The 12,859-nt window shown below is 66.7% G+C and carries 15 protein-coding genes; 10 read left to right on the forward strand and 5 right to left on the reverse strand.

Features of this window, described 5'->3' with window-relative positions; translation table 11 throughout:
* On the reverse strand, nt 1–213 hold a 213-nt coding region (locus BUA29_RS10790), incomplete at its 3' end, for a helix-turn-helix domain-containing protein (protein ID WP_218587190.1).
* 358 nt (nt 214–571) lie between these two features.
* On the opposite strand from BUA29_RS10790, the gene BUA29_RS10795 reads away from it, so the two are divergent.
* Genes BUA29_RS10795 through BUA29_RS10820 form a run of 6 tightly spaced genes read left to right on the forward strand, consistent with a single transcriptional unit; the run spans nt 572 to nt 5,433 of the window.
* Nucleotides 572–2,011: a Do family serine endopeptidase gene (locus BUA29_RS10795; protein ID WP_072756556.1), complete on the forward strand. Its 1,440-nt coding sequence runs from the start codon at nt 572–574 to the stop codon at nt 2,009–2,011.
* Nucleotides 2,012–2,070: 59 nt separating this feature from the next.
* A complete protein-coding gene (locus BUA29_RS10800; protein ID WP_072756557.1) occupies nt 2,071–2,427 on the forward strand; it encodes a hypothetical protein in 357 nt (118 codons plus the stop codon).
* 8 nt (nt 2,428–2,435) lie between these two features.
* Nucleotides 2,436–2,939, forward strand: coding sequence for a hypothetical protein (locus BUA29_RS10805; RefSeq protein ID WP_072756558.1), 504 nt, complete (start codon nt 2,436–2,438; stop codon nt 2,937–2,939).
* Nucleotides 2,936–3,286, forward strand: coding sequence for a hypothetical protein (locus tag BUA29_RS10810; RefSeq protein WP_143148924.1), 351 nt, complete (start codon nt 2,936–2,938; stop codon nt 3,284–3,286). The genes BUA29_RS10805 and BUA29_RS10810 overlap by 4 nt, the downstream gene beginning before the upstream one ends.
* A gap of 54 nt (nt 3,287–3,340) precedes the next feature.
* Nucleotides 3,341–4,054, forward strand: a complete 714-nt coding sequence (locus BUA29_RS10815) for an HAD family hydrolase (protein ID WP_072756560.1) — start codon at nt 3,341–3,343, stop codon at nt 4,052–4,054.
* Nucleotides 4,051–5,433 (forward strand): leucyl aminopeptidase family protein, encoded by a 1,383-nt coding sequence (locus BUA29_RS10820; protein ID WP_072756561.1) that lies wholly within the window; start codon nt 4,051–4,053, stop codon nt 5,431–5,433. The genes BUA29_RS10815 and BUA29_RS10820 overlap by 4 nt, the downstream gene beginning before the upstream one ends.
* Nucleotides 5,434–5,443: 10 nt before the next feature.
* On the opposite strand, the gene BUA29_RS10825 is transcribed toward BUA29_RS10820, so the two are convergent.
* Nucleotides 5,444–6,046, reverse strand: coding sequence for a response regulator transcription factor (locus BUA29_RS10825; protein ID WP_072756562.1), 603 nt, complete (start codon nt 6,044–6,046; stop codon nt 5,444–5,446).
* The gene (locus BUA29_RS10830) at nt 6,043–7,257 is read right to left on the reverse strand and encodes a sensor histidine kinase (protein ID WP_072756563.1); all 1,215 of its coding nucleotides are present in this window, start codon (nt 7,255–7,257) and stop codon (nt 6,043–6,045) included. Before BUA29_RS10830 ends, BUA29_RS10825 begins: the two co-directional genes overlap by 4 nt.
* Nucleotides 7,258–7,633: 376 nt before the next feature.
* Here BUA29_RS10830 and BUA29_RS10835 point away from each other — a divergent pair, with 376 nt between their 5' ends.
* The 4 genes from BUA29_RS10835 to BUA29_RS10850 all read left to right on the forward strand — a co-directional run bounded on the left by BUA29_RS10835 (nt 7,634) and on the right by BUA29_RS10850 (nt 12,290).
* Nucleotides 7,634–8,878 (forward strand): efflux RND transporter periplasmic adaptor subunit, encoded by a 1,245-nt coding sequence (locus BUA29_RS10835; RefSeq protein ID WP_072756564.1) that lies wholly within the window; start codon nt 7,634–7,636, stop codon nt 8,876–8,878.
* Nucleotides 8,879–8,947: 69 nt separating this feature from the next.
* On the forward strand, nt 8,948–9,640 hold the full coding sequence (locus BUA29_RS10840; protein ID WP_072756565.1) for an ABC transporter ATP-binding protein: 693 nt from the start codon (nt 8,948–8,950) through the stop codon (nt 9,638–9,640).
* A 171-nt stretch (nt 9,641–9,811) separates the two neighbouring features.
* Nucleotides 9,812–10,969 carry an ABC transporter permease gene (locus BUA29_RS10845; RefSeq protein ID WP_072756566.1) on the forward strand — a complete coding sequence of 386 codons (1,158 nt, stop codon included), beginning with the start codon at nt 9,812–9,814 and terminating at the stop codon, nt 10,967–10,969.
* A gap of 13 nt (nt 10,970–10,982) precedes the next feature.
* Nucleotides 10,983–12,290, forward strand: coding sequence for an ABC transporter permease (locus BUA29_RS10850; protein ID WP_072756567.1), 1,308 nt, complete (start codon nt 10,983–10,985; stop codon nt 12,288–12,290).
* Between the two features lie 5 nt (nt 12,291–12,295).
* On the opposite strand, the gene BUA29_RS12510 is transcribed toward BUA29_RS10850, so the two are convergent.
* Both BUA29_RS12510 and BUA29_RS10855 read right to left on the reverse strand, forming a co-directional pair.
* Nucleotides 12,296–12,427: a hypothetical protein gene (locus tag BUA29_RS12510; RefSeq protein WP_273387038.1), complete on the reverse strand. Its 132-nt coding sequence runs from the start codon at nt 12,425–12,427 to the stop codon at nt 12,296–12,298.
* Between the two features lie 45 nt (nt 12,428–12,472).
* Nucleotides 12,473–12,859, reverse strand: a 387-nt coding sequence (locus tag BUA29_RS10855; RefSeq protein ID WP_143148925.1) for an integrase core domain-containing protein, incomplete at its 5' end; no start/stop codon positions are given.

Here is a 12,859-nt window from a genome sequence, read left to right on the forward strand (position 1 = left end):
CAGCCGTGGGTCGGTCTTGGGCGTGCGCCGGCGTTTGGGCGCGCAGGATCGAGCGGCCAAGGCGGCGGGATTGCCGCCCTGTTCGCGCAGGGCCTGCTTCCACCGGTAGAGCGTGCGCCGGGACACGTCGAAGGCGTCTTGGGTGGCTTTGAGGCCGTGTGTGCCCCAGAAGCGCAGGATGTGCAGCCTTCGTTGGGCGTCTTTGGGGGTCATTGCCCAAAGATGACCCAAGGCGGCTATTCGATAGAACCCCCGGATTCGGTACCCGGCATGGTGCACTTGCATGGCGCTCCTCCTGCTTCGAAGGAGTGCCAAAGGTGTTTGAACTTATGCACGTGATTTTTTGCGCTGCGCCGCTTGCAATCCGGCTGGGTGCGCAGTGATGCGGGTTCCACGGGTTCTTCCAGCAATCCGGCGTGAAACTGAATGCGGGGCAGGGCATGCTGCAGTGCGTGATCGCTGTCGCATTTTCATCCCAAAGCGGTCGTATAGGCGCCTTCAGCCTTGATTGCGGGAGCGGTGCCGGGATTGGGCAATACTTGCAGTTCATCTTTCCGTCCGCCATTTGCACATGAAGACTGCGACCAAAACCCTGCTTGCCCTGTCGGCAGCCGCTGCCTTTGGCGGCTTTGCCGCGACCGGCCTGTCGCTGCTGCTGGAACGTCCGGCGCAGGCGGCGGTCGCCGCGCCGGCGACGACGGCGACGCCTGTTGGCGGCAGCGTGCCAACCAGTGGTGTGGCCAGTACGCCGATGCCGTCGCTGGCACCGATGCTCAAGAAGGTGCTGCCGGCGGTGGTCAGCGTGCATACCAAGCAGGTGGTGCGGGTCAATACGCCGTTCGGCGATGACCCGATCTTCCGCCGCATCTTTGGCATTCCGGCCGAGCGCATCGCCCAGTCGCTGGGCTCCGGGGTGATCGTGGATGCTCGGCGCGGGCTGGTGCTGACTAACAACCACGTGATCGAAGACGCCGATGAAGTCGAGGTCACCCTGGCCGATGGCCGCACGCTGAAGGCGCAGTTTGTCGGCAGTGATCCTGATACCGACATCGCGCTGATGCGCATTCCGGCCCAGTCGCTCACCGCGATCCCGCTGGCTGATAGCGACCGGCTGCAGATCGGCGATTTCGTGGTGGCCATCGGCAATCCGTTCGGGGTCGGCCAGACCGTCACCTCCGGCATCGTGTCCGCGGTCGGCCGCAACAATCTGCCGGGTGCCGGCTACCAGAACTTCATCCAGACCGATGCCAGCATCAACCCCGGCAACTCCGGCGGTGCGCTGGTCAACCTCAACGGCGAGCTGGTCGGCATCAATACCGCCAGTTTCAACCCGCGCGGGTCGATGGCCGGCAACATCGGCCTGGGCTTTGCCATTCCGTCCAACCTGGCGCACCGGGTGATGAACCAGCTGTTGGAGCTGGGCACCGTGCGGCGCGGCACCTTGGGCCTGGAAACCCAGGATCTGGACGCCCGGCTGGCCCGTGCGCTGGGCTTGAGTGAGCCGCGCGGGGCGCTGATCACCCGCATCTATCCCGGCTCGGCCGGCGGGGCGGCCGGCTTGCGGGTGGGCGATGTGATCGTCGCGGCCAACGGTCAGCCGATCGACAGCAGTGAGGCGCTGCGCAACTTCCAGGGATTGCAGGATCCGGATGCCACGGTTGAACTGGATGTCCGTCGTGATGGCAAGCCGCTGCGTATCCGCAGTACCTTGCGCGAGGCGCCGCGGCTGTTGGAAGGTCTGCAGCTGGATCCACGTCTGGCCGGCGCACGCTTTGTCGAGTTGCCGGAATCGTTGCGCCGGCAGGGGTTGGCGGGCGTCCTGGTGGAGCAGGTCCAGCGTGGCAGCCGCGCCGATCGCAACGGGTTGCAGCCGGGCGATGTGGTGCTGGCGGTCAATGGCGGCGAGTTCACCGATCTGACCGGATTTCGTGCCATGCTGTCGGCGCCGCCGGCACAGCTGGTGCTGCGCGTGTTGCGCGGCAACGTGAGCGGCCAGGTGCTGATGCGTTGATCGCGCACAGGCGCCGCAGGCTGCAGGATTGTCCCGGAGTCATGCCCAAGGAGACTGCAATGAACGAGCACACCGACGCCGTCAAGACCCATCTGGGTGAAGCAGGTACGCATTTGAAGCAGGCGGCCAGCGCTGCTGGCAGTGCGGTCAAGAGCGCTGCTGCCGCTGCCGGCGATGAGCTGCGGTTGGGCAAGGCCGAGGTCAAGGCCGAGCTGGCCGAGGGGGCCAGTGCCGGGCTGGGGGCGGTCGAGCATCTGGGCGGGGCGAGCAAGGAACAGCTGGATGTCTTGATGGACAAGGGCCGCGACCTGCTCGATAGCGCTGCCGAACTGATCCGCGAGCGGCCGCTGGCCGCCTTCGGGGTGGCGTTTGCCGCCGGCTGGCTGCTGTCCCGGCTTGGGCGCAGCGAGCGGTAAGCGACGCCATGACCGAATCAACCCCCGCATCGGGCGAGGCATCTGCGCCCCCCGGGGTGATCGAGGCCCTGCAGCGCCTGCAGGCGGACGGGCGCGCCGGTGTGCACGCCACCGCCGAGACCGTGCACATGTTGGGGCGGCTGCTGGCGGCGGATCTTGCGCTGGCGCGGGCGGCAGTGCTGCGGGCGCTGGTTTGTCTGGCCCTGATGATCGTGTTCGGCGGCTCGGCCTGGCTGCTGCTGATGGCGGCTCTGGTCGCGCTGTTGCATTGGGTCGGGCTGTCCTGGCTGGGCGCGCTGCTGCTGGCCGCGCTGCTCAGCCTGGCGGTGACCATGCTGGCGTTTTGGGCTGCGCGCCGGTATCTGGCCCACGGTGGCCTGCAGACCAGCCGACGGCAGTTGCGGCGGCTGGTGCAGGATGCGCTGACGGTGCTGGATGCCTTGCGCACGGCAGCGCCGCCGCCGCAAACCCCGGACGCTGCGGCCGGGCCGGCGCAGGAGGCACAGGCATGAGGTTCGATCCCGGATTTGCAGCCCATGTGCAGCGGGTGCAGCGGGCCGAGCAGCGGCTGGTGGTGCGCGAACAGCGGGCCCGGCAGCACTGGCAGCAGTGCTGGCAGACCTGGCGTTCGGCGTGGACACCGGGGCGGATTCTCGTCGTCGGCGTCGTCGCTGGCATCGTGGCCGGGCGTGTCCGGCCACTGCAGGGGTTGGTGGCCGGCAGCAGCGGGCTGGTGTCGCTGCTCAAGGCGGTGGCGCCAATGCTGACCCTGTTGGAACAGGCCGTGGCGGCGTGGCAGCCCACGCCGCCAGCGCAGGCGCCGGACGAGGCCGCCGCGCCCGATCCCGACCGCGGCTGAAGCGGTTTTCGGCATGCGTATGTCGCATGCGGACGTGGGGCCTACAATGGCACGGTGAAACATCCCATTCGTGCCCTGACCTTCGACCTCGACGACACCCTGTGGCCGTTTGCCCCGATCGGGGAGCGCATCGAGCAGGCGCTGCATGCCTGGTTTTGCGAGCACAGCCCACGCACCGCCGAGCGCTTCCCCATCACGGAGATGCGCGCGCTGCGCGAACGCGTGTTCGCCGAGTTCCCCGAACACGCCCACGACCTGGGGCTGCTGCGCCGGCTGACCATCGAGCGCGCCCTGCGCGAAAGCGGTGACGATCCAGCGCTGGCCAGTGCGGCGTATGCGATCTTCTTCCAGGAGCGCAACCGGGTGGAGTTCTATCCCGATGCGCTGCCGGCCTTGCAACGGATCAGCGCGCGCTGGCCGATCGCGGCACTGACCAATGGCAACGCCGACCTTGCCGTGATCGGCATCGCCTCCCTGTTTCAGTTCCAACTGGGCGCCCGCGAGTACGGCGCGCCCAAACCTGATGCCGGTTTGTTCCATGAAGCCTGTCGCCGCTTGGGGTTCGCGCCGGGGGAGGTCATGCATGTGGGCGATCATCCGCACATGGACATGGCCGGGGCCGCCCATGCCGGCCTGCAGACCTGCTGGATCGATCGTGGCGATCACGCCTGGCCGGACGGGTTGCCACGGCCCGATCTGCAGGTCAGCACACTGACCGAACTGGCCGACTGGCTGGAGTCAACTCAATATTCCGGGAGTCTGGAATGACACATCCTGATGGTTTCGTGATCGCGGCCGGGGCGCACTCGGCACTGCCGCTGCATGCGGTGGACAAGGCCGGGTTTGCGGCCTGGTGTGCGGCCCAGCCGGCGCCAGTGCAGGCTTGGCTGGCAGCGCAGCGCTTCGACGGAAGCCCCGGCACGGCGTGTAGCTGGGCCGATGGCGACGGGCGCGTGGCCGGGGCGGTGCTGGGTGTGGATGATGGCCATGACCCGTTCGCCTGGGCGCATGCACCGCGTGCGCTGCCCGCTGGTGACTGGCGGATGGTGTCCGAGCTGGATGGCGGTGCGCGGCGTGCGCTGCAGCTGGGCTGGGGCCTGGGCCGGTACCGGTTCACCCGCTACAAGGCACAGCCGGCGCCGGCCGCACAGTTGGTGGCGGACAGCTTCGATGCAGAAACCTTCGACCTGCTGGCCGCCTGCGTGCGCGTGCGCGACCTGGTCAACACGCCCACCGAGCACATGGGCCCGGACGAACTGGAAGCCACCGCGCGCGCGATCGCACACGTGCACGGTGCCACTGTCGCGGTCATTGCCGGTGACGACCTGCTGGCGCAGCGTTACCCGGCCATCCACGCGGTCGGCCGCGCCTCGCATCGTGCGCCGCGCATCATCGAGCTGACCTGGGGCGATGCCGCGCATCCGCATGTGGTGCTGTGCGGCAAGGGCGTGTGCTTCGACAGCGGTGGGCTGGACCTCAAGGCCGCCGCGGGCATGCGCAACATGAAGAAGGACATGGGCGGCGCCGCGCACGCGCTGGCGCTGGCCGAGCTGGTGATGGCGCGCCAGCTGCCGCTGCGCATCACCCTGCTGATCGCCGCAGTGGAGAACGCCGTCGGCCCCAATGCCTTCCGGCCCGGCGAGGTCATCGCCACCCGCAAGGGCATGAGCGTCGAAATCGACAACACCGACGCCGAAGGTCGGCTGGTGCTGTGCGACGCGTTGGCCCGCGCCTGCGAGCTGGCGCCCGATCTGCTGCTGGACTTCGCCACCCTCACCGGCGCCGCGCGCATCGCGTTGGGCCCGGACCTGCCTGCGCTGTACGCCAACGACGAGGCGTTGGCCAACGACTGGCTGGCCGCCGGGCAGCGGGTGCGCGATCCGCTATGGCGGATGCCGTTGTGGCGGCCGTACCTGCGCTACCTCACCAGCGGCATCGCCGATCTGGCCAACAGCAGCAACAGCACCATGGCCGGCAGCGTCACCGCCGCGCTGTTCCTCGAGCGTTTTGTCGACGAAGGCGTGCGCTGGGGCCATGTCGATGTCTATGCCTGGAACGACAGCGACCGCCCGGGCCGCCCGGCCGGCGGCGAGGCACAGGGCCTGCGTGCCGCCTACGCGCTGCTGAAAGCGCGCGCCGACGTCTGAGCCGGGCGCACTACAGCCAGCCCTTCTGCCGCGCCAGCCGGTAGGCTTCGATGCGGTTGCCGACGCCGAGCTTGCCGATCGCTTCGGACAGGTAGTTGCGCACGGTGCCGTGCGACAGGTTCAGGCGCTGGGCGATCTCGGCGGCGGACAGGCCTTCGCCGGCCAGCCGCAGCGCCTGTCGCTCGCGGTCGGTCAGCGGGTCGGCTTCGCCCCAGGCGTCCTGCGCCAGCTGCGGATCGATGGCGCGGCCACCGCGGTGGACTTGGCGCAACGCCTCGGCCAGGTGCTCGGCCGGGGCATCCTTGAGCAGATAGCCACGCACGCCGGCATCCAGTGCGCGACGCAAAAACCCGGGACGGGCGAAGGTGGTGAGGATCACCACTTTCACCGGCAAGGCGTGGCGCTGCACCCGTTGCGCCAGCTCCAGCCCGGTCAGGCCGGGCATCTCGATGTCGGTCAGCAGGATATCCGGCGTCAGCTGCTGCAAAGCGCGCCAGGCGGACTCGCCGTCCGGGGACGTCCCCAGAATCTCGATGTCCGACTCCAGCGCCAGCAGCGCTGCCAGTGCGCCGCGCACCATCGCCTGGTCTTCCGCCAGCAGCACGCGGATCATTGGCTGGCTCCCTGTGGAATCGACGGTGCTGACGCAATGGCCTGCTCGACCTGCGGTGCAACAGTGGCCGCCAGCGGCAGATCGATGCTGAGCAGGGTGCCTTCGCGCAAAGGTGAGTGAAGTGTCAACTGGCCGCCCAGTGCCCGGACCCGTTCGCGCATGCCGGCGATACCGTTGCCTGGGGTGGCGACACCGCCGCGGCCATCGTCACGGATCCGCAGCTGCAGATGGTTGCCGGTGTGGATAAACCGGATTTCGGCATGCGTCGCCTGGGCATGCCGGACGATGTTGGTGACCGCCTCGCGCAGCACCAAAGCCAGCGAACGTTCGGTGTCGGGCGGCAGGGCGGGCGGGGCGTCATAGTCCAGGCTTACGCCGGCCGTGGTCAGCAGTAGCCGTGCCGAGGCCAGTTCGGCTGCCAGACCTGCCGCACGATAACCGGTGACGGCTGCGCGCACTTCGCCCAGGGCGTGCCGGGCGATCCGTTCTGCCTCGGTGATCTCCAGGCGGGCAAGCGTTGTGTCGCGATCGATCAGTTTGCGCGACAGTTCCAGTTTCAGCGTGATCAGCGACAGGGTATGTCCCAGCAGGTCGTGTAAGTCGCGGCCGATGCGCTCACGCTCGGCACTGGCGGCCAGCCGTCGAATCTCGTCCAGGGAGAGCATGAGCGCCGCATCCCGCTCTTTCAGCTGGTGTTCCACATGCACGATGATGCCGATGATCAGGGTCGTTGGCAGCATCCACACCACCACCTGCCAGGGATAGCCCAGCCACAGTGCGTACACGGTCAGTAAAGCATTGAGGGCCAGCAGCATCAGAAGGTAGTGCGGCAGCCGGTCACGCCTGACGACAGCCAGCATCACGCAGCCGAACACGAAATAGCTGAGCCCGGACGGGTACCACGGGAGCAGTGCCAGGCACAGGGCGATCATCGCCAGCGCATAGCGCGGTGCGATGCGGCGCGGTGCCAGCAGCACCTTTGCATACAGCCACAGAAACAGCGGATACGACACCAGTGTCAGCAGGCACCAGCGCAAGTCGTAGCGGCCACCCCCCATCGCCGGGGCGATAAACAGCCAGGCCGACCACAGCAGATGAATGCCGTGCGACCAGGGCGAGTGACCGGCGCGCAGGGTTGCGGCGATCGGCGAATCGGGCGCCGGCTGTAGCCAGCGTGGGAGCGAAGCGGCTGGTCGGGTCGGATTGGGCATGAGGCCATGCTAGCGTGTGGTGAAACGCGTGCGTCGGGTGGCGCGCCCAGGGCGATTCAGTGCTACCGTCCGAGGGAAACCCGCCCGGTGTCGCTGCCGCTTTGGGGCTTCCATCTTCGGCAGTGCCTCGACCCGCGGGCAGTCACCACCGTCAGTGCAATCATCTGACAGCCGTCACCTGACGTATAAGCCTGGTGCACGTAAAGTGCACGTTGCTGGTGACGTGCGCCGAAAGGTTCGTCCGGCAATGTGCGCGGTGTGTCAGGGTGTCTTGACGTACAGGACAACTTGCCGCAACAACGGACGTTTTCCGGGCAAGTCTGGGAAGGTATTGGCTGCCTGAGCGTGCCCGGGCATTCACCGACAGGATTAGGACATGACGACTTCCGCCGAATTACTCAACGCACTGAAGATCGACCGCAACGCGGCGCCGCCGCCTTCCCGTAAGGGGCTGTGGATCGGGTTGGCGGTGGCTGGCGTGGTGCTGGTGGTGGGGGCAGTGATCGCGCTGCGAGCTGGCAAGCCGGTTGCCGTGCGCACGGCCGAGGTCGTGGCGATCGGCTCCGGCGGTGCTGCCAGTGCGGCGGTGCTGGATGCATCCGGTTACGTGGTGGCACGCCGGATGGCCACGGTGTCGGCCAAGATCACCGGCCGGGTGCGCGAGGTGCTGATCGAGGAAGGGCAGAAGGTCAAAGAAGGGCAGGTGCTGGCCCGTCTGGATCCCGTCGATGCCGAAGCCCAGCGCGCCCTGTCGGCCTCGCAGCTGGCTGCCTCGGAAAGCCAGATCGCCAGTGTGCAGGCACAGCTGACCCAGGCCGAAGCGGATGCTGCACGGCTGGCCACGCTGGTGCAGCAGTCGCTGGTCTCGCGTGCGCAATACGAGCAGGCGCTGGCGCAGAGAGACACCCTGCGCGCCCAACTTGCCACCGCCCGGCGCAATGCACAGGTCGCCGCAGCATCGTTGCGGATCGCCGACAACGGCGTGGACAACACCGTGGTTCGTGCCCCGTTCGATGGGGTGATCATCGCCAAGGCGGCGCAGCCGGGCGAAATCGTTTCGCCGCTGTCGGCGGGTGGCGGCTTTACCCGCACCGGCATCGGCACCCTGGTGGATATGGAGTCACTGGAAGTCGAGGTCGAGGTCGGTGAGGCCTACATCGGCCGGGTCAAGCCGGGCATGCCGACCCAGACTGCGCTCAACGCCTATCCAGACTGGAAGATTCCCGGCAAAGTGATTGCCATCATTCCGGCCGCCGACCGCGGCAAGGCCACGGTGAAGGTGCGGGTCAGCTTGGACGCGCGAGGCGACCCGCGCATCGTCCCCGACATGGGCGCACGCGTCAGCTTCCTGGAGGAGGCTGCCCCGCAACAGCGCAATGAAACCACGGGTGTGTTGGTGCCGGCGGCAGCGATCGTCCGGCGCGGCGATAAGGACGTGGCGTTCGTGGTGAGTGGTGGCAAGGTCGTTGAGCGTCCACTCGTACTGGGCCGCACGCTGGGCGATGACCGTCAGGTGTTGCGCGGGCTGAGCGCGGGTGAGCAGGTGGTGCTGGAGCCGCCGGAGACACTGGCGGATGGCATGCGCGTGACGCGAGCAGCCGACGACGAAGAACAGCAGTAACCGCACGATCATCACGCCGGCAGACGCACCAGACGGTGCGCAGTGGCGGCCTTTCCAGGGAGTCGATCAATGTCAGCACTCGTCCGCATCCGTGACCTGCACAAGACCTACCGGCGTGGCCCGGAACAGATCGATGTGCTCAAGGGTCTCAACCTTGACATCGACGCCGGGGAGTTCGTGGCATTGATGGGCCCGTCGGGCTCCGGCAAGACCACGTTGCTCAATCTGATCGGCGGGCTGGATACGCCCAGCAGTGGTGAGATCGAAATCGCCGGGCAACGGATCGATCGTCTGTCGTCCAGCCAGTTGGCGCAGTGGCGCAGCCGCCACGTGGGCTTCGTGTTCCAGTTCTACAACCTGATGCCCACATTGACGGCACTCAAGAATGTCGAGCTGCCACTGCTGCTGACACCGCTGTCGGCGGCGCAGCGGCGTCGTAATGCCGAGATCGCGCTTGAACTGGTGGGGCTGAAGGATCGGGCCCGGCACCGCCCCAACGAGCTGTCCGGTGGCCAGCAGCAGCGCGTGGCGATCGCCCGCGCCATCGTGTCTGATCCCACCCTGCTGATCTGCGACGAGCCAACCGGCGACCTCGACCGGCAATCGGCAGAGGACGTGCTGCAGCTGCTGCAGATGCTCAACCGCGAACATGGCAAGACCATTGTGATGGTCACCCACGATCCCAAGGCCGCTGACCATGCCTCGCGTACGCTGCATCTGGACAAGGGCAGCTTGGTCGAACAGGTCGAGCAGGCGGCCTAAGGGCGTTTTGATTACGACAGACGGGCTGCCGGCCAGGGAAGGTCGGCCTGCGAAACCACGCACGCACGCGATTGTTTCGCAAACGTCGCGTCTGGACATGGGCCAGGCGCGCCGTGGTGGACACGGCCAGGATGGAGGTGTTCAAGCCCTTCCCAACGCGAGGACACGACGATGAAGTATTTCCCTCTGGTGTGGGCGGCGCTGATGCGCAGCAAGACGCGCACGTTGTTGACCCTGCTGTCGGTCATGACCGCGTTTTTGCTGTTCGGCATGCTCGATTCGGTGCGTGTCGCCTTCAATTCCGGCGGCAGTGTGGCTGGCGCCAACCGCATGATCACCACGTCGCGGCTGTCGATCACGCAGATGCTGCCGTACCGGCTGGATGCGCAGATTCGCGCCGTGCCGGGTGTGAAGAAGGCGGCCTTTGCGGCATGGTTCGGCGGCATCTACCGCGACCCCAAGAACTTCTTTGCCAACTTCAGCGTCAGCCCGGACTATCTGGATCTGTATCCAGAGTTCAAGCTGCCGGCCGCGCAGAAGAAGGCCTGGCTGGCCGACCAGCGCGGCGCTATCGTCGGCGCAGCGTTGGCCAGGCAGTTCGGCTGGAAAGTGGGCGACACCATCCCGCTGCAGGCCACCATCTTCCCCACCCACGGCAGCAATGACTGGACGTTCACGCTGCGCGGCATCTACACGGTGGCCGATCCGAAGCAGAAAGCGCAGGAGCGCGTGCTGTTCTTCCACTGGAAGTATTTCGACGAAGCCAACGACTACGTGAAGGGCCGGGTGGGCTGGTGGGTGATCGAGCCACAGAGCCCGGCACAGGCCGAGCAGGTGGCCCGCGCCATCGACCGGCTCAGCGAAAACTCCGATCACGAAACCAAAACCCAGAGCGAGGCGGCTTTCAATCAGGCGTTCGCCAAGCAGTTTGCGGACATCGGCCTGATCGTGTCGGCGATCATGGGCGCGGTGTTTTTCACCCTGTTGCTGTTGACCGGCAACACCATGGCGCAGGCGGTGCGCGAGCGCATCCCGGAGCTGGCGGTGCTCAAGACCATCGGATTCAGCGACCGCAGCGTGCTGGCAATGGTGCTGGCCGAGTCGGTGTTGCTGGTGGTGCTGGGCGGTTTGCTCGGCATGGTGCTGGCGGCGGCCATCGTGCCGATGGTCAGTGCTGCCAGCGGCGGGATGATCCAGTTGCCTGGGTTGTTGCCCCAGACCTGGGGAATGGGACTGGCGCTGATGGTGGCAATCGGCGTGGTGGTGGGCCTGTTGCCGGCGCTGCGCGGCATGCGCCTGAACATTGTCGATGCCTTGGCCGGACGTTGAGAGGACACCCTGGATGAAACGTTTCTTTTCCGGTCTGCTGACCTTGCTGTTGCTCGTCCTTGTCCTGGCGATCTGGATCGCCTTGCCCTGGTTCATGGTGCTGGGCCTGGTGGTTGCCATCGGCCTGTGGCTGGGGCTGACCCGCAGCGGCCAGTTGGCATGGGCGGCGGCCCGGATCGGTATTGCCAGCCTGCCGCAGCGCTGGGGGGCATCCAGCGTGGTGGTGGTGGGCATTGCCGGTGTGGTGGGCGTGCTGGTGGCGATGCTGGCGATGGGCGAGGGCTTCAAGGCCACCCTGGACAGCACCGGCGATACCCGTACGGCGATCCTGCTGCGCGCCGGTTCGCAGGCAGAAACCAACTCGGTCATCACCCGCGACCAGGTGCCGCTGATCGCGACGCTGCCGGGGATCGCACGCGATGGCGAGGGCCGGCCACTGGTGTCGCCAGAGCTGTCGCAGGTGGTCAACCTGCCCAGTCGTGCCGATGGCACGGATGCCAATGTGCAGTTCCGCGGCATCGGTCCAGCCGGTTGGGTCATTCGTCCGCAGGTGAAGATCGTCGAGGGACGCAGGTTTCAGCCTGGCTTGCGCGAGATCGTGGTTGGCCGTGGCGCGCAGCAGCGGTTTCGGGGCCTGGCGGTTGGCCAGACGCTGAAACTGGCCAATCAAAGCTGGACTGTGGTGGGTGTGTTCAAGTCCGGGGATGCGCACGAATCCGAGCTGTGGACCGATGCCGATGTGCTGGGCCCGGCCTACCAGCGCAGCGCGTTTCAGTCGGTCACCGTGAAACTGACAGATGCATCGGCGTTGCGCCGGCTGAAAGCAGCGCTGGCGAGTGATCCGCGGTTGAAGCTGGATGCGCTGACGACGCGCGACTATTACGGCCGTCAGTCGGCGGGCCTGACCAAGCTGATCCGTATTCTTGGCAACGTGATCGGCACGATCATGGCCATTGGCGCGGTGTTTGGTGCGCTCAACAGCATGTATGCGGCGGTGGCCGGGCGGGCACGCGAAATCGCCACCCTGCGGGCGATCGGGTTCGGCGGGCTGTCGGTGGTGACCGGCGTCATGCTGGAAACCCTGCTGCTGGCGTTGCTTGGCGGGCTGCTGGGTGCGGCCATCGCCTGGCTGCTGTTCAACGGCTACACGGTCAGCACGCTGGGGCAGAACTTCAGCCAGGTGGTGTTCCAGTTCAAGGTCAGCCCGACATTGCTGTGGACCGGCCTGAAGTGGGCGCTGGGCATTGGGCTGATCGGCGGCCTGCTTCCGGCCTTGCGGGCGGCACGCCTGCCAGTCACCGAAGCCCTGCGCGCGATCTGAACAGCTCAGGCCAGGTCTGCGAGTGCAGTTACTTTGGGCGGAAATACCGCCGCGGCCATGATGGCGGCCGCAATCCAGGGTTGAAAAATGAAAGCCAGCGGGTTTCCCCGCTGGGCTTTCGGGTACAGGTTGTTCACCTTTATTGTAGCAACGGCTCTCACCCCGGATAGCTACAACGCGAGTCAGCGTAAAGGAGGATGGCATGGATAGCAAGACCCTGTATGAGTCCACCACCTTTGGCACTCGGGTTGGTGCTGGAGCAGGAAGTGTAGCGGGGGTCGCTGGCCGAGGGCGTGGTGGGGGCGCTCGGCGTTGTAGAAGACGAGCCAGTTGGCCAGCTGCTGGTTGAACGCATCCAGGTCGGTAAAGAGCAGGTCTTCGTGGTAGTCCACGAAGGACTCCTGCACGGTTCGATTGAAGCGTTCGACATGCGCGTTCATCTTGGGTGTCTTGGGATACGTGTACCAGCGCTGGATCCCCTGCGTGGCGAGCGCCTTGGAGAAGTCGGCCTCGAACTCGGAGCCGTTATCGGAGAGCACCCGCTTGGGCACTTGGGGCAGCAGCGACAG

Origin of the sequence: Thermomonas hydrothermalis (genome assembly GCF_900129205.1) — a bacterium.
In the GTDB taxonomy this organism is placed as follows: domain Bacteria; phylum Pseudomonadota; class Gammaproteobacteria; order Xanthomonadales; family Xanthomonadaceae; genus Thermomonas; species Thermomonas hydrothermalis.